General features: G+C 36.6%; 12 protein-coding genes. 9 read left to right on the top strand and 3 right to left on the bottom strand.

The window, feature by feature from the left end:
* Positions 1-158: 158 nt before the first annotated feature.
* Positions 159-1076 (top strand): bestrophin family protein, encoded by a 918-nt coding sequence (locus IV513_RS10360; protein ID WP_209390499.1) that lies wholly within the window; start codon positions 159-161, stop codon positions 1074-1076.
* A gap of 58 nt (positions 1077-1134) precedes the next feature.
* Here the strand turns inward: IV513_RS10360 and IV513_RS10365 are convergent, their stop codons facing one another.
* Positions 1135-2091, bottom strand: a complete 957-nt coding sequence (locus IV513_RS10365; protein ID WP_209390500.1) for a LacI family DNA-binding transcriptional regulator — start codon at positions 2089-2091, stop codon at positions 1135-1137.
* 243 nt (positions 2092-2334) lie between these two features.
* On the opposite strand from IV513_RS10365, the gene IV513_RS10370 reads away from it, so the two are divergent.
* The 4 genes from IV513_RS10370 (at position 2335) to IV513_RS10385 (ending at position 8085) form a co-directional block, all read left to right on the top strand.
* Positions 2335-4752, top strand: a complete 2418-nt coding sequence (locus tag IV513_RS10370) for a TonB-dependent receptor (protein ID WP_209390501.1) — start codon at positions 2335-2337, stop codon at positions 4750-4752.
* 103 nt (positions 4753-4855) lie between these two features.
* Positions 4856-5977, top strand: coding sequence for a glycoside hydrolase 100 family protein (locus tag IV513_RS10375; protein WP_209390502.1), 1122 nt, complete (start codon positions 4856-4858; stop codon positions 5975-5977).
* Between the two features lie 53 nt (positions 5978-6030).
* On the top strand, positions 6031-6669 hold the full coding sequence (locus tag IV513_RS10380) for a hypothetical protein (protein ID WP_209390503.1): 639 nt from the start codon (positions 6031-6033) through the stop codon (positions 6667-6669).
* 3 nt (positions 6670-6672) lie between these two features.
* Complete coding sequence (locus IV513_RS10385) at positions 6673-8085, top strand: MFS transporter (RefSeq protein ID WP_209390504.1); 1413 nt, start codon at positions 6673-6675, stop codon at positions 8083-8085.
* Between the two features lie 135 nt (positions 8086-8220).
* Here IV513_RS10385 and ccoG read toward each other — a convergent pair whose 3' ends face one another.
* Positions 8221-9678: a cytochrome c oxidase accessory protein CcoG gene (ccoG, locus tag IV513_RS10390; RefSeq protein ID WP_209390505.1), complete on the bottom strand. Its 1458-nt coding sequence runs from the start codon at positions 9676-9678 to the stop codon at positions 8221-8223.
* A gap of 216 nt (positions 9679-9894) precedes the next feature.
* On the opposite strand from ccoG, the gene IV513_RS10395 reads away from it, so the two are divergent.
* Complete coding sequence (locus tag IV513_RS10395) at positions 9895-10911, top strand: AraC family transcriptional regulator (protein WP_209390506.1); 1017 nt, start codon at positions 9895-9897, stop codon at positions 10909-10911.
* Positions 10912-11042: 131 nt separating this feature from the next.
* Here IV513_RS10395 and tyrS read toward each other — a convergent pair whose 3' ends face one another.
* Complete coding sequence (gene tyrS / locus IV513_RS10400) at positions 11043-12248, bottom strand: tyrosine--tRNA ligase (RefSeq protein WP_209390507.1); 1206 nt, start codon at positions 12246-12248, stop codon at positions 11043-11045.
* 408 nt (positions 12249-12656) lie between these two features.
* Between tyrS and IV513_RS10405 the strand changes: the two genes are divergently transcribed.
* From IV513_RS10405 to IV513_RS10415, 3 genes are all read left to right on the top strand, one after another.
* Positions 12657-13796: an efflux RND transporter periplasmic adaptor subunit gene (locus tag IV513_RS10405; RefSeq protein ID WP_209390508.1), complete on the top strand. Its 1140-nt coding sequence runs from the start codon at positions 12657-12659 to the stop codon at positions 13794-13796.
* Between the two features lie 12 nt (positions 13797-13808).
* Entirely contained in the window at positions 13809-16010 is a 2202-nt protein-coding gene (locus tag IV513_RS10410) for an efflux RND transporter permease subunit (protein ID WP_209390509.1), read from the top strand.
* A gap of 175 nt (positions 16011-16185) precedes the next feature.
* Complete coding sequence (locus tag IV513_RS10415) at positions 16186-16908, top strand: metallophosphoesterase (RefSeq protein ID WP_209390510.1); 723 nt, start codon at positions 16186-16188, stop codon at positions 16906-16908.
* Positions 16909-16985 lie beyond the last annotated feature (77 nt).

Below are 16985 nucleotides of genomic sequence, written 5' to 3' on the forward strand. Positions count from 1 at the left end.
TATCAAATTTAATAAATACCTTTGGGATAATATTAGTGGTATCTTAAAAATAGGAAAATCATGATATTTCTCGTATAGAAATTGTCTGAATTTTTTTGTTCCCTGAATTTTCTTTTAAGGATGTTGTAAGAAAAAAATATTTTAAATTTAGTTGAATAATGATTATAAGAAAAAAAGAACATTGGTTTAGAATGCTTTTTGTGTGGCATGGCTCGGTTTTGCCTGCGTTGTTGCCACGTTTGGGTTTGCTTTTAATTCTTTCTTTATTCGTATCCTATTTCCACGGAATGATTTTTTCGTTTAAAGTACCTTTAAATCCTGTACCATTAACTTTATTTGGTTTTGTTTTGGCATTATTTCTTGGATTCAGGAACAATGCTAGTTACGACAGATTTTGGGAAGGAAGAAAATTGTGGGGAGCATTACTGAATACTTCTCGTGCTCTTACGCGTCAGGCAATGGCTCTTCATAATCAAAGCAATGATAATGAATCTCTTCATTATTTTTTACAATTGCTGAGTGCTTTTGTTTTTGCATTAAAACATCAGCTGAGAGGAACAGATGCTTATGAAGATTTAAAATTGAGACTTAATGAAGAACACCTAAAAATTGTTGCATCATCCAAATATAAACCTGCAGTTATCATGCGGCTTTTGGCAGAATGGGTACAGAGCTCCAAGGATAAAAACTGTTTAGATTCTATACAGCAATCGAGATTTGATGAGAATTTGGATAAACTTTCGGATATTTTGGGAGGATGCGAAAGAATAATTTCAACACCTATACCTTATAGTTATAGAGTTTTACTGCACAGAACCGTTTATATTTATTGTCTTTTGCTTCCCTTTGGGCTTGTAGACTCACTGGGTTGGTTTACAACGCTTATTGTAGTATTCATTGCCTATACATTTGTCGCTTTTGAAGCCATTGCAGACGAAATTGAGGAACCGTTCGGAACGGATGCAAACGATTTGGCACTCAACAGTATGTGTGTGATGATTGACGAAACTATTCATGAAATGGCAGGAGAAAAAATAGCTGTAACTCCAAAAATAAAACAAAATATTATAGATTGATATTTTTAAATGAATCTAAAATGTCATCAATAATTTTTCTAGCTTAAAATTATAATAGCTAAATGTAATAACATTCAGTATTCGGCGATTCTCCTTTTATTGTATTCATCAGTTCATTTGCAGCAAAAACACCCATGGTAAAACCGTCATTAATAATGAATTCGTAGTTTTCATCCAGATGTTTAGGAAGAGTACCTTCGCTAATGGCAATCACTTTTTTACCAGAATTATTTAAATTTTTCTTGATTAAGGAGCTGTGAAGCCCCATTAAAGTTTCATCACTCATTGCGAAAAAACCATCGAAGTTATGTTCTTTCAAAACCTCGTTAAGCTGTTGTTTTACGCTGTCTGTAGATTTGCAAAAAATGGTGTGGAGTTCAATGTTTTCAGCTTTTTTAATAGTGTTTTGAAATGCTGCGAGTCTGCTTTGGGTGATATCAAGATTTTCATCGCCAAATATGCCCAAAATAGTACGACAACCGTGATTAATCAGTTTTTCTGCACACAGTTCAGCATTTTTTACATTATCAAAAACCACAGAAGCAAATTGATGCTGCGGAATCGTTTTATCGAAAATAACAACCGGTATTTTCATCTCTTTTACTTTATTTAAATGGCTGCTGTCGGCTGTTTCATTAGTCATAGATAATAAAATCCCATCTACTCTCGAATTGATGCAGGTTTCAATATGCTCCTTTTCGGTTTCATAAGATTCATTAGAAGATAATATAAAAAACCGGTATCCTTCCTTATTAAGAACTGAAGAAATTCCATTGATAATGGACGGTATAAAAAACATAGAAATTTCAGGAACAATAAGACCTACAACTTTCGAGTGGTTCTTTCTGAAATTGATGGCAAAATCATTTGGAATGTAATTAAATGTTTCTGCGGCTTCTTTTACTTTAAGTTTTAAAGAACTGCTGATGTCGGGATGATCTTTAAGGGCACGCGAAACCGTTGAAGCACTTATATTAAGCATTTGTGCCAAGTCTTTTATGGTTGTTCTTTTCATTTGCTATTCTAGAGTCAATTCTTGGGAAAATTTAAGCAAAAATTTGCTTATATATTTTGTTAAATTATGTTAAATTATTATAGTTGTTTTGTTAAATAAAAGTTAATTTAAAATAAAGTTATTCACCGCAAACGTTTGCACAAACGTTTGAAATTAACATTCTGTTCATACCCAATTCAAAATAGGTTATTGATTGGTCAAAAAAAATACATTTGGAAAAACAACAAAAACCCTAAAAACTATATGGAACCTAAACTAGTAAAAAAGTTATTGATTTTCGGAACATTAAATGTTGCGGCATTCATGTTTTCTCAGACTGCAGTAAGCGATACACTTTCCAAAAAAGACAAGGTAATCGATGAAGTGGTAATTACGGGTAACTCCAATCCAAAATCTTCTGTTAAAACCAGTTTATCAATTTCAACTCTAAAACAGGCAGAAATTATAAATGCAGCTCCAAGAACAACGGCAGAAATTTTCAGAACCATTCCGGGTATTCGTGCGGAGTCTTCCGGAGGTGAAGGAAACTCGAATATTACCGTAAGAGGGGTTCCGGTTTCTGCGGGTGGATCTCGTTATCTTTTAATTCAGGAAGATGGTTTACCGATAATGCAGTTCGGGGATATTGCCTTTGGAACTCAGGATCAGTTTACGAGATTCGATTCTTTTGTATCACGAGTTGAAGCATTAAGAGGAGGTTCTGCTTCTGTTTTTGCCTCAAATTCACCGGCGGGAATCATCAACTTCATCACAAAAACAGGTGAAAAAGCAGGTGGAAGTATTACACAGCAAGTAGGTTTGAATTATAAAAACTTCAGAACAGATATCGATTACGGAACTCCGCTTGGTAAAGATTTTTATATTGGTATCGGTGGGTTTTACAGAGGGGGAGATGGTCCTAGAAAAACAGGCTATACTTCGAATAACGGCGGACAGTTCAGACTTTCATTACTAAAGAAATTTGAAAAAGGAAGCGTAAGAATTTACGGTAAATATTTAGATGATCGTACAGCGCCATATATGCCGATGCCAATTGCCGTTTCCGGTTCAGATTCTAACCCGGATTACACTTCTCTAAGTAATTATAATATTTTAACGGGAGCATTACAGTCTTCTAATTTTAGAAACGATCTTACTTTTGGCGGAAACGGACAAATTCTAAAAAGCGATATCCGAGATGGAATGCATTCGGTTTCTAAAGCCGTAGGTATGGAATTCAACTACGATTTCGGTGCTGGTTGGAAGTTGGATGCAAAAGCTAGATATGCAGCAAATGACGGTCAGTTTTTAGCACCTTTTCCTGCTTCAGTAGGAAGTAAATCCGAAATATTAGATACTGTTCCGGGTTACGGAAGTGCAGTTTATGCCGGTACAAATACCGCTGTAGACAATAATGCAAAATACATGAAAACTGTTTTATTCAATACCAAACTGAATAACCTGAATAATTTCTTCAGTGATGTAAACATCAGTAAAAAATGGGATAAAATAAAACTTAATGCGGGAGTTTATAACAGTTCGCAAAACATTAATCTTTCTTGGAACTGGAATACTTATCTTATGGAAGTTTCAGATAAAAATGCAAGATTGGTGGATGTTATCAGCAATACAGGAACCAAAATTACAGATAATGGACTTCTTCATTACGGCGTTCCGGAATGGGGTGGTCTTAACAGAAACTACGATACAAAATATTCGGTAATTGCACCTCACGCTCAGGTGGAAATCAATCCAACTGAAAAATTAACTTTAGATTTTGGAGCAAGATATGATTTCGGAAATGTATCTGGAAGTTTTTCAGGCGTGAAAAATACAACCCGTACAATAGATATAAACCAAAACGGAACTATCGAAACCCCTGAACTTGCGGTAGGAGTAGTAGACGGAACTGTTCCGGTGGATTATAAATACGGTATCTTCGGATATTCTGTGGGAGCAAACTATGCTTTCGATACTCATAATGCTGTTTTTGCAAGAGTAAGTCAGGGAGGAAGTGCTTCGGCAGACAGAATTCTTTTCGCAGGGTACAATTATACCAATAGCAACGATCCTGCTTTAGATGCTGTAAAAGTGAATAAACTGAATCAGATTGAAGTAGGTTACAAATTGAGAGGTTCAAAATATTTCCTAAATACTACTTTGTTTCAGGCAAGAACGATTGAGGCAAATTACGAAGCAACGACTCAGCTAAGAACTGAAAACAAGTATCAGTCTTTCGGAGTTGAATTCGATGGTTTCTACAAAGTCAATAAAAACTTCGACGTTAGAGCCGGGCTTACTTATACGCATGCAGAAATTAAAAATGCAATCGATAATACGATTATTGGAAATATGCCGAGAAGAACTCCAAAATTCATGTATTCAGTTAACCCTAATGTGAATATTGAAAAATTAAGCTTTGGTTTCTTTGCAGTTGGATCCACAAAAGCATATACTCAGGACAGCAATAAACTGATAATGCCGGGTTACGTTATTGTAAATCCTTATATTTCTTACAAATTAATGAAAAATCTTACGGTAAATGTAAACGCAAACAATGTGTTCAATGCATTGGCAATTACAGAAGCGGAAGAAGGTACTTTGCAGGGAACAAATGGTATCGTTCGAGCAAGAACACTTACCGGAAGAACCTTTGGTGCAAGCGTAAAGTTTGATTTTTAATGAATTATCTGTACATTTCTTACAGTTCAGTTAAAAATTCAATCATACAAAAAACTAACAGCATTTTTTGCTGTTAGTTTAATTTAATCCTATTTAGAAATTTATGTTTACACAACAAGCTTTAGAGGTTATTCTACATGCCATATCACCGCAGGGACTTCTCGCATCTTCAGAAAAAAAAGACAATTATGCGAGAGTATGGTCCAGAGATTCTATGATGACGGGAATTACAGGAATTCTCATTGAAAACGAAAAAATTGTAGAAGGTTTAAAAAAATCTATTCTTACACTTGCAGAATACCAAGCGGAAAACGGACAAATTCCCTCCAATGTCTACGGAGAAAAAGCAAGCTACGGAACACTTGTAGGGCGAACAGATGCAACAATCTGGTGGATTATCGGGACTTGCAAATATATTGCTTATTCTAATGATGAAACGCTGAAGGTAATTTTGAAAGATAAAATCTACAAAGCATTTTCTTGTTTGAAATCTTGGGAATTTAACCAGCGTGGTCTTTTATACAGTCCGTTGGGTGGAAATTGGGCAGACGAATATGTAACTTCTGGCTATGTTCTTTATGATAATGTGTTGCGGTATTGGGCTTTTAGACTTGCAGCAGAAATTTATCAGGATGAAAACCTAAATTCTTTAGCGGAAACAACTAAAAAACTAATTGAAACAAATTTCAGGAAAAATAATTCCGGAAATATCAAATATCATGAAACTGCCTATCAGAAAGCTCAAGAAAAACCTTATTTATGGGCTTCTTTAAATGCCAATGGATATGATGAACGTTTTGATCTTGCAGGAAATGCACTGGCAATTCTTTTGGGTTTAGACTTAGATTTGGATGCTTTCACTCAGTTTTTAGAACAGCTGAATCAGGAATTTAATCATTGGATGCTTCCTGTTTTTTATCCCATAATCTTTCCAAAAGATCCAGATTGGAATTTGCTTGAAAATAATTTCAGTTATGATTTCAAAAACGAACCTTATCAGTTCCACAATGGAGGTTCTTGGCCCATTTATCTTGGTTGGCTTTGCTTAGGGTTGAAGAAAAGAGGCTATACAGAAATCCCAGAAAAGATACTGAAGCAGTATGAAACTCTTCTTGCGGAAAAAGGTTCTTCGTTTCGGGAATATTATTCAACAGACGAGTTAATTCCTTCAGGTACCGACCAATTGTGCTTTTCAGCTTCCGGTTACCTTCTGATGAAGAAATAGTCCGGAAGATGAATCATTTAAAAAAACTATTATTTAAAAAAAAGATTTAAAAGATGATTGGTGATGTTATAAATTTAGAACAAAGACATTTAGATACCGCTGAAAATATATACGAAATTATTGCTCAAAATAATAAACAAAACGGTAAATGGACAGTAGGAATCTGCGGAGAAAGCGGCAGTGGAAAATCGGTAACGGCATTTGCTCTTAAAAAAGTGCTGGAAGATCACGGGATTAAAAGTTTTGTCATTCAGATGGATGATTATTTTAAGCTTCCTCCCAAAACCAATCACGAAAACCGGGAAAAAAGCCTTGAAAATGTGGGAATGCATGAAGTTCATTTGGACATCATCCAAGAAAACATACATGAGTTTAAGAAAGGAAATCCTTATGTGAAAAAACCGCTTGTGCATTATCAGGAAAACTTAATTTCTGAAGAAACGGTATCAACAGATGATTTACAAGTGATGATCGTTGAAGGTACTTATATATTGGATATTGATGATTTTGATTTTAGTATTTTCATCAACCGAAATTATAAAGACACCTACGATAACAGAATGAAACGAAATCGTGATGAACAAAGCGATTTTGTAGAAAAAGTACTCGAAATTGAGCATCAGATTATCCGTCAGCTCAAAGAAAAGGCATCTATTGTTCTTGAAAAAAATTATCAGATTGTAAAGCCATAAACCATGAATAAAAAAATAATTCCCAAGCTCAGTTTTTGGCAGATTTGGAACATGAATGTCGGTTTTTTCGGCATTCAGTACAGTTTTGGTCTTCAGCAGACTGCGGTAAATCCTTTATATTCGTTTTTAGGTGCACATGCAGAGCAGCTTCCGATACTTAATTTGGCAGGACCTGTAACCGGATTGCTTATTCAGCCTTTAATCGGAGCAATTAGTGATAAAACCTGGAGTGTAAAATGGGGTCGCCGAAAACCATTCTTTTTATTGGGAGCTATTTTTTGCAGTCTTGCTCTTTTTGCTTTCCCGTTCAGTTCGTCTATTTGGATGGCAGTCGGTCTTCTGTGGATTTTAGATGCGGCAAATAATACCGCAATGGAACCTTACAGAGCCTTTATCGGAGATAAATTGCCGGAAGAACAGCAAACCTATGGCTTCCAAATGCAAAGTTTATTTGTAGGAGGAGGAATTACGCTTGCCAATCTTTCACTTTTTGTTTTTCAGAAATATTTTGGAGGAACTTCAGAGTCGGGTGGTATTCCAATTTGGGTATATTACTCGTTTTTCTTAGGATCTTTCTGTTCTATAGCTTCCGTGGTTTGGTCGGTTTATAAAACACCGGAAATTCCGCCAACAGAAGAAGAGCTCATAAAACTGAAAGCCGAAAAGGAAAATGATACCCTTTTTACCCCTTTTATTGATATTTTTAATGCTATTGTAAAAATGCCTAAAATATTATGGCAATTGGCATTGGTATATCTTTTCCAATGGTATGCATTATTTTGTTATTGGCAGTTTGCTACTCCCATGATTAAGCAGACCATTTACCATGTTTCCGAAGCCGACGAAGAAAAAGCCAATCGACTGATACAGCTTTCACATAAAGGAATTTCTGTGGTACAAAGCGATCTTTCCTGGGCAAAAGATATTTTGAATCGTGTGGAATTGGCTGTGGGACAAACCGGTCTCATGAACGGGTTTTATAATTTTATTACCATGATTTCGGCTTTGTTGCTGATTCCTTTTGCGATTAAATATTCCTCAAAAAATGTATATACTTTTTGTTTGCTTGGAACAGGAGCTTCACTTTTATTGCTTCCTTTAATTAATGATGAATTGATGATTCTTTTGCCAATGGTTCTTTTCGGAATTGGTTGGGCAGCTATGATGGGGCTTCCGTATTCGATGGTTTCGCCATCTATACCTTCAGAGAAAAGAGGGGTGTATATGGGAGTAATTAATATGATGATTGTAATACCAATGCTTATTCAAACTCTTACATTCGGATTTTTTTACAAACATGTGCTTAGCAGCAATCCTTCGAACGCTATTACAACTGCAGGAGTTTTATTTCTTTTTGCTGCTGCTTCTGTTGCTCTTATCAAACAGAATAAAATTTCAGGGATTATTGTGAAATAATTCATCAAAACTAATTCATGCAATACAGTTGCAGGACTTATTATAAAATAAAAACCGACATGAGAAATTGAATATTTCAAATGTCGGTTTTCTTTTAACCGATAGGTTTTAGGTTAATTAATGAAAGTTATTTTTCTAAGGTATTCTTAATTTAAAAGGTCCTTCAAAATAAGTCTGATAAGAATCTACTAACTTGCCTTTCATGTCATATACTCCAAACATAATATTTTGTTTAGAGAGACTCATTTCAGCTTCAGGAAAACTGATGTTAATGGTTCCTTTTGATATTTTATCGCGATCAACAGTAATTTTACTGGTAGAACTGTAACTGATTTCTCCATGTGCAGGTTCCAATACTTTAATGGTTACCACTTTTTTCTCATTGGTTTTATTCAGGAATGTATAATTGTAGGTATTGGTGATTTTACCATCTCTTACAAAAAATGTACTTCCCATTGGCTTAATGAATTTGGTTTCCATATCTCCTCTGTTGTACAGTAAGAATACTAAAAACCCAACCAGCAGAACCAATATGGCTGCAAAGCCTTTCATTCTTCCGGTAAACTTAAACTTGGTCTGGTTTTCTATCTCGTTTTCAGTAGCATAGCGTATTAAACCTTTGGGTAATCCTACTTTTACCATAACTTCATCACACGCGTCAATACACGCTGTACAGTTAATACATTCAAGCTGTTGCCCGTCTCTGATATCAATTCCTGTAGGACATACCACAACACATTGTTGGCAATCGATACAGTCTCCTTTACCAGCGGTTTTTCTATCTTCTCCGTTTCTCCATTTAGATCGGTTTTCTCCTCTTTTAAAGTCGTAAAAAACGTTAACGGTATCTTTGTCGATTAAAACACCCTGCAATCTTCCGTAAGGACAAACCAATGTACATACCTGTTCTCTAAACCACGCAAATACAAAATAAAATGCCGAAGTGAAAAGAATCATCACAATAAAATTCGTAGGATTTGCAAACGGACCTGCTTCAATAATATTAAAAACTTCCTGGTAGCCCACGATATACATGAACATAAAGTGCGTTATTACTAAAGAGATAATGGCATAAACAGTCCATTTTAAACATCTTTTCCAGATTTTTTCTGTGTTCCATTCCTGTCTGTCCAGTTTCATCTGTTTGTTTCGGTCACCTTCAATAAGATATTCTATTTTTCGGAAAACAGATTCCATGAAAATCGTTTGCGGACAAATCCATCCACAAAAAATTCTTCCGTAAGCAATAGTAAAAACAATTATGAATATTAAAGATGCAATAGCCCCTAAAGTTAAAATGAAAAAATCCTGCGGATAAAAAGGCTGTCCGGCAATAAAGAATTCTCTGTCTATAATGTTAAACATGAACAGAGGATTGCCGTTTATCTTTATAAATGGGATTGTAAAATAAACCAGAAGCAAAAAATAACTTACTAATTCTCTGTAATTGGTGTATTTACCTTTCGGTTTTCGGGGGAAAACCCACTTTCTTTTTCCCGATTGTTCCATGGTTCCTATAGAATCTCTATAAGTTTCGGGAACCATTACTTGTCCCTGTCCACCTTTTACAGCTTCTTCATCTATTTTTGACATTAAGAGTATGTTTTAATAAATTATACTTTTTTTGATATTGAATAATACATCATACAACTAACTGTACTTCCTCTAAAATTTCAATGCCTGAAAAAGAGGAGCAGTACCAAAGAAATTTAATAGAATTCTTACTTTTAAGAGTATCAGAATCATGCATATATCATTGTAAATTAGCTTTCATATTTTAGAACTGTTTCCATCCAAATGCTTGAGTTAATGGGTGTTTTCAGACTTAATACTATTGAAAGTTTTAACACTTCAAAATTAGATAATCGCAATATAGATTTTATGGTAGTTTTTACTGAAAAAATTGTTATTTTTATCAGAGAATACAGAAGTAGAATGAAAGATCTCTATCCCACATTTGACATAAACAATCTCTCAACATGCAATTCTCTTAATGAAATTTTCAGTATAGATCAGTTTTCAGATTATTTAACGGGAAATCCTAATACAGCAAAAATTCACAGACATTCATTTTATCATCTTACCTATTTCGTGAACGGAGGTGGAGATAATGTTATAGATTTTAAAATGTACGAAGTTTTGCCGCAAAGCATTTTTTTTATGAGACCGGGGCAGGTTCACAGTTGGGATTTGCATTCGTCTGTTGAAGGGTATGTTATAAATTTTGCACCTACATTTTTCGATCAGTTACAAATAAGTTCTTCCATTTTAGACGAATTTAGCTTCTTGAGTATTTTTCACGAAGACCAGAGGGTTGTTTTATCCGAAAACAAAAAAGATAAAATTAATAATTGTTTTCAGCAGATTTTGGCAGAATCTTCAAATGAAATCAACCGGAATTCTCAAATAATAATTGCTTCCGCAATTTTGCAAATCTGCGGTTGGGCAAGTGAGGAGGTTCAAAATGGTTTACCAATTGTTGAAACAGGATATAATTCTTTGATTTTTAAACAGTTTATAGAGCAAATAGAGCATAATTTTTTAGAACTGAAAATGCCGAAAGATTATGCAGCACTTTTGCACATTACCCCCAGTCATTTAAATTTTATTTGTAAGCAGCAATCTAACTTATCTGCTGGTGAACTTATTAGAGACAGAATTATTCTGGAAGCTAAGAGAATGCTCGTAAATTTCAAACTTTCTGTTTCGGCAATTGCAGAAATGCTTAATTACTACGATTCTTCTTACTTTGTTAAATTTTTCAAGAAAAATACGGGTTTAACGCCGGAAGCTTTCAGAAAGCAGTATTACAAAAAACAGCATTAAAAAATAAGAACATATTTTTTTTAAATATTTGTTGCTGAATTAATCGTTGAAATGGTTTTGTAAATGATACAATAAAAATAGCAGTTGAAGTATCAACCGCCATTTAATGTAATAAAGTTACGTTAGCGTATTTACACCAGTTCAAAAAAAACTCTTTTTCCGTTTTTGATTTTTGTATGTTTTTTGAGTTCGATATTCTCGGCAGGTTCGGTAATTTTTTCATCATTAATCTGTACTGCTCCACTTTCTATAAGTCGTCTGATTGCCGATTTCGATTCTCCATTTTTTAACTGTACGCACAAATCCAACAGACTGATTGCGTTATTTTCTGCAACAATTTCGGAAATCAAAACAGGCTCAAATGCTTTTTCCTCAAAGTTTTTATTCTGAAACTGATTCACGAAAAACTCCTCCGCTTGTTCTGCTTCTTCCGGATTGTGGTATTGAGAAATGATATTTTTAGCGATAATTTTTTTAATATTCATTGGGTTTTCTCCGGCTTCTAATCGTTCATCAATCCATTTTTTCTCCTCGACAGAAAAATCGGTGGTGAGGTCCAAAAATTCAGAAATCAGGCTGTCTGGGATAGACATGGTTTTCCCGAACATTTCGTTAGGTTCATCTGTCAGGCCAATGATATTGTTTAGGGATTTGCTCATTTTTTCTTTGCCATCCAAACCTCTTAGCAAAGGCATACACATCACAATTTGCGGATTCATTTCAAAGGTTTCCTGCAGTTGTCGTCCCATGGTACAGTTAAAAAGCTGATCGGTACCGCCCATTTCTATATCGGCTTTTATTTTTACCGAATCATAACCTTGCAAAATTGGGTAAACCAACTCGTGCATGGCGATGGGCGTGTTTTCCGTAAATCGTTTGTTAAAATCGTTTCGGTGCATCAGTTGCGCCACGGTCACTTTGGACAATAGCTGGATGACCTCAGAAAAAGAAAGTGTGTCTAGCCAATCCGAATTAAACACAATCTCAGCTTTTTCTACATCAATAATCTGAGACAATTGTTTGAGATAAGTTTCGGCGTTGTGCTGTACATCGGCAGCCGAAAGTGGTTTTCTGCTTTTGTTTTTTCCTGTAGGATCTCCAATTCTTGCAGTAAAACTACCGACCAAAATCACGATCTGATGTTCCATATCCTGAAATTGCTTTAGTTTTTTCAGCACTACGGCATGTCCCAAATGCAAATCTGGCGCAGTAGGATCAAAGCCCAATTTGATGATGAGTTTTCGGTTTTCTTGGTGTGCCTGTTTTAGTTTTTCTTCCAAGCCATTTTCTGGCAGAGTGATGGCAACGTTTTCTTTCAGTTTGCTAATGTTATCCATTTTGTTTTAAAATTTTGAGAATAAAAAAAGCCCGGGCATCGGCTCGGGCTTATAGGTTATGGTAAGATATTTTTCTAAATGTCAGTCAGTTCAGAATAAACATACCTCCTCCGAGCAGTTACTATTCTGTAATAATAAGTGCTGAAAAAAGGAAGACGTAATATACTGTTTAGGTGTTTCATCCGGTTGCAAAGATAAATAATCTATTGTAAGCATCAATAGTTTTGGCTTAATTTCCTTTTGGTTTGATAATCATTTTGCGGTTTTTTGATTCATCAGGTCAAAATCATTTAATATCTACTTTCTGCATTTTAGGTTCTAATTTTTGCACTTCGGTACGGTGTCTTTTATAATGATAAACGGCTTCGTCTAATTTTGATGTTTATAATGGTCAAAATACAACAAATAATGAAGCGTCTTATAAATACAAATGTCAAGCGGTCTGTTTTGCTTTTCGCAGTTCTAGTGATGACAAGTGCCTGCAAAAACTCCGATAAAGAAACCGAACAACCAACACCAAGTGTAGAGGCAGAGATTCTTACACTACAACCCACCGATGCGGTTATCGACCAGACTTTCCCGGCAAGTTTACAAGGCAAAGACAACGTGCAGCTTCGGCCACAAATCAGTGGTTATATCGATAAAATCTTTGTGGACGAAGGTGCTTTTGTGCGTGCAGGGCAACCACTTTTTCGCATCAATGCCAGTGTTTATCGCGAGCAAAAAAATACGGCTTTGGCGTCTTTGGCAATGGCAAAATCACAATTGGCATCGGCTAAGTTGGAGTTGGATAAATACAAAGTTCTTACGGATAATAAGGTGGTAGCAGATTTTCAGTTCAAAAAGGCAAAAACCAATTACGAAAATGCCAAAGCGGCGGTAACTCAACAACAGACATTGGTGGCTTCTGCTGATGTTAATTTGGGATTTTCGGTAGTTAAGGCGCCGGTTAGCGGCTATATAGGGCGCATCCCAAACCGATTGGGCGCGTTGGTTGGTCCTAATGATGCACAACCGCTCACCACCTTATCTCAGGTAAATGAAATCTATGCTTATTTCTCACTTCCGGAGAACGAAATCCTGAAAATTAATGCAACACGACCAGGCGCTAATCTGTTAGAGAAACTAAAAAGTTTCAGAGACATTATCTTGTTATTGGCGGATGGCAAGCCTTATAACCATCCCGGGAAAATCGATATGATGGATGGTCAGTTTGATGCCACAACGGGTTCGGTTACGCTTCGTGCTTCTTTTCCCAATCCCGAAAGTTTACTCAGAACCGGCAACACAGGGCGGATTGTCATGCAATCTACAGAACAAAATGTATTCAAAATTCCTTTATTGGCAACTTATGAGATTCAGGATAAACTGTTTGTCGGTTTGCTCAACAACAAAAATAAAATGGAGCGTGTTGCCCTCAAAAATTATATCAAATCAGGGGATTTTTACATCCTTAAATCTGGTTTTAAATCCGGAGACAGAATCATTGCCAATGAGCTTTCCGGCGTTCCGGAAAATAGTATCATCCAGCCTAAAAAAGTACAATAAAACTCAATAAAAATGTTAAAAACAATCATAAAAAGACCGGTACTGGCTACCGTGGTTTCCATTATATTGGTTTTGTTGGGGATTTTGGGATTGTTGCGAATCCCGATGACGCAGTTTCCGGAAATTGCACCGCCTACCGTTTTTGTATCCGGAACTTACCCGGGCGCAAATGCCGAAAGTGTAATTCGGTCTGTTGTTACACCTTTGGAGCAAGCGATAAATGGAGTAGAAAATATGCAGTATATGACCTCTAGCGCATCTAATGACGGTAGCTTTTCTATTACCATTGTTTTTAAACAAGGTGTAGATCCCGATCAGGCTGCCGTAAATGTCCAGAACCGAGTGGCTCAGGCAAATGCGCAATTGCCGTCGGAGGTGATACGTTTGGGATTAACCACCACCAAGCAACAAACCAGCTATCTGATGATTGTCAATATCAATAGCGATAAACCCGAAAAATATGACGAGGCTTTTTTGCAGAATTATGCCAATATTAATCTGATTCCGGAGCTAAAACGTATCCCCGGTGTGGGAAATGTGAGTTTGTTTGGAGCAAAAGATTATTCGGTGAGGGTTTGGATCAATCCGACAAAACTCTCGCCCTATGGGCTTGTGCCTGCAGATGTGGAGAATGCAATACAGCAGTACAGCTTCGAGGCTTCTCCCGGAAGTTTGGGGCAAGAAACCGATGCCTCTCTGCAATACGTTTTGCGCTACAAAGGGAAACTGAATAAACCCGAAGAGTTTGAAAAAATTATTCTTCGGTCTAAAAATGATGGCTCTATTCTCCGTTTGGGAGATGTGGCGCGCATCGAGTTTGGATTGTCCAATTACTCCAGCGATACGTTTACCGATGGCAAACCATCTGTGGTTTTTGCCGTGTTGCAAGCTAGTGGTTCTAATGCCAATGACATCGCTATAGAAGTCGGAAAATCATTAGAGAGCTTCCAGAAAAGTGTGCCGGATGGAATCCATTTCGAGGTCATTCAGAGTATGAAGAATCGTCTGGATGCATCCATTGCCCAAATGAAATCAACTTTGATAGAAGCCTTTATCTTAGTATTTATCGTCGTTTTGATATTCTTACAGGATTTCCGTTCTACGATTATCCCGGCAATTGCTGTTCCTGTTTCCATTATCGGGACATTCTTTTTCATCTATCTGATTGGCTTTTCGGTAAATGTTTTAACGCTTTTTGCATTGGTCCTCGCAATCGGGATTGTGGTGGATGACGCCATTGTGGTGGTAGAGGCGGTGCATGCCAAGATGAAGGAGACAGGAGACGATGCCAAGGCTGCAACGGTTTCTGCAATGAGCGAAATCAGCGGGGCAATTGTTTCGATTACTTTGGTAATGTCGGCGGTATTTCTCCCGGTTGGTTTTATGGAAGGTCCTGCGGGTATTTTTTACAAGCAGTTTTCTTATACCTTGGCGATTGCGATTCTAATTTCGGCTGTCAATGCACTGACTTTGAGTCCGGCTTTGTGCGCCTTGTTACTAAAAAATCATCAACATAACAATAATGGCAAACCGAAAAAATTTACCCAACGTTTTTCTGAGGCTTTTAATGCCAGTTTCGAGCGTCTTACGGATAAATACATTGGTGCGGTACGCTTTTTAGGCAAAAAGAAAATAATGGCTTTGGGTGCGCTGATTGTGGTTTCGTTAGGAGCTTTCCTTCTGATGAATTCTTCCCAAAAAGGCTTTGTACCGGAGGAAGATGATAACAATTTAACCTTTGTGGTTAATCTTCAGGCGGGTGCCAATCTTCAGTTCATCACCAAAGAAATGGAAAAGGCGACCAAAATTGTTCAATCTTTTTTGGGTGTATTTCTCGCCACAGGATTTGCAGGGATAGATAATAATATTTATGTACAGATCGCCTTAATTATGCTGGTAGGCTTGCTCGCCAAAAACGCCATCCTGATTGTAGAATTTGCCATCCAACAACGCAAATCCGGATTGTCGGTGTTTGAGGCTGGTCTTGCCGGTGCCAAAATGCGTTTGCGACCAATTTTAATGACGTCTTTTGCCTTTGTTGCGGGATTGGTACCGTTGATGTTCGCAACAGGCGGTACAGCAATTGGTAACAAATCTATTAGCATCAGTGCTGCCGGCGGAATGCTGAGTGGCGTGCTTTTAGGCGTTCTGATTATCCCGGTTTTGTATATGATTTTCCAAACTTTGCAAGATTGGATTTCGGGGGTGAAATAATTCATATCATCAGCAAAATAGAGTAGCGGAGGAGTTTCGTTACTCTATTTTTTTTGATTAGAACCGATCTTTTTTAGTTTCTTTCTTCTTATTTTTGTAAAGCAATTTTATCAATACAGAAGCACATTAGCGGCCTGTTGCTGAGTTTGAAAAATACACTTGTACTGCGAAGATTATGAAGAAGATAGCTATTATCAGCGATATACACGGCAACCTGCTGGCGTTGCAAAAAGTACTCGAAGATCTGGAATCCCGTAATATATCCGACATTTATTGTCTTGGAGATTTGGTAGATTTTGCACCGTGGGGCAATGAGGTTATCAATCTCATGAAGGCAAAAAAGATCCCTTGTCTTTTAGGAAATCATGACGAGCGGATTGCTTACGATTTACCGATTATTCCATTAAGTCATCATAGCGAAAAGGAAACTGCCAATCGTTTTGTGGCAATCAATCACAGCAAAAAATACATTACAGACGAAAACAAGCAATGGCTCGGTTCATTACCGCTGAATTTAGAGCTGAGCGTTCCCACCTCAAAAGTGAATCTGAATGTCCTTTTGGTTCACGCTTCATTAAACAGCAATGACGAGTACGTTTTTGAAAAAGATAATAAAGAACGAATACTTCAGGAATTGAAAAACCGACAAATAAATATTGTTTGTATGGGACATACGCATTATTCTTATATCCAGAAAACAGAGGATATTTGGGTGATGAATGTCGGTTCTGTGGGGCGTTCTAAAGAAGCCGACCGGAAGGCAACTTATGGAATCATCACCTTTCGGGATGAAGAAATTTTACCCGAAATTGTGAAAGTTGACTATAACATCAATGCCTTTGCCGATGCTATCTATAAAAGCGAAATCCCTGATAATGGACTGCCCCCAAAAAGTTAGACACTTTTTAGGGGCATTTTTTATGGAAAGGAAAGAAAAATTTAGCGTTGCTTTCAAATTGGAATGTATAGAACTTC

This window comes from Chryseobacterium sp. RR2-3-20, from assembly GCF_017808115.1.
Taxonomy (GTDB): Bacteria; Bacteroidota; Bacteroidia; order Flavobacteriales; family Weeksellaceae; genus Chryseobacterium; species Chryseobacterium oryzae.

Coding starts and splice junctions, on each gene's coding strand:
- IV513_RS10360 (WP_209390499.1), top strand. CDS start 159: ATGATTATAAGAAAAAAAGAACATTGGTTTAGAATGCTTTTTGTGTGG.
- IV513_RS10365 (WP_209390500.1), bottom strand. CDS start 2,091: ATGAAAAGAACAACCATAAAAGACTTGGCACAAATGCTTAATATAAGT.
- IV513_RS10370 (WP_209390501.1), top strand. CDS start 2,335: ATGGAACCTAAACTAGTAAAAAAGTTATTGATTTTCGGAACATTAAAT.
- IV513_RS10375 (WP_209390502.1), top strand. CDS start 4,856: ATGTTTACACAACAAGCTTTAGAGGTTATTCTACATGCCATATCACCG.
- IV513_RS10380 (WP_209390503.1), top strand. CDS start 6,031: ATGATTGGTGATGTTATAAATTTAGAACAAAGACATTTAGATACCGCT.
- IV513_RS10385 (WP_209390504.1), top strand. CDS start 6,673: ATGAATAAAAAAATAATTCCCAAGCTCAGTTTTTGGCAGATTTGGAAC.
- ccoG (WP_209390505.1), bottom strand. CDS start 9,678: ATGTCAAAAATAGATGAAGAAGCTGTAAAAGGTGGACAGGGACAAGTA.
- IV513_RS10395 (WP_209390506.1), top strand. CDS start 9,895: ATGGGTGTTTTCAGACTTAATACTATTGAAAGTTTTAACACTTCAAAA.
- tyrS (WP_209390507.1), bottom strand. CDS start 12,248: ATGGATAACATTAGCAAACTGAAAGAAAACGTTGCCATCACTCTGCCA.
- IV513_RS10405 (WP_209390508.1), top strand. CDS start 12,657: ATGAAGCGTCTTATAAATACAAATGTCAAGCGGTCTGTTTTGCTTTTC.
- IV513_RS10410 (WP_209390509.1), top strand. CDS start 13,809: ATGTTAAAAACAATCATAAAAAGACCGGTACTGGCTACCGTGGTTTCC.
- IV513_RS10415 (WP_209390510.1), top strand. CDS start 16,186: ATGAAGAAGATAGCTATTATCAGCGATATACACGGCAACCTGCTGGCG.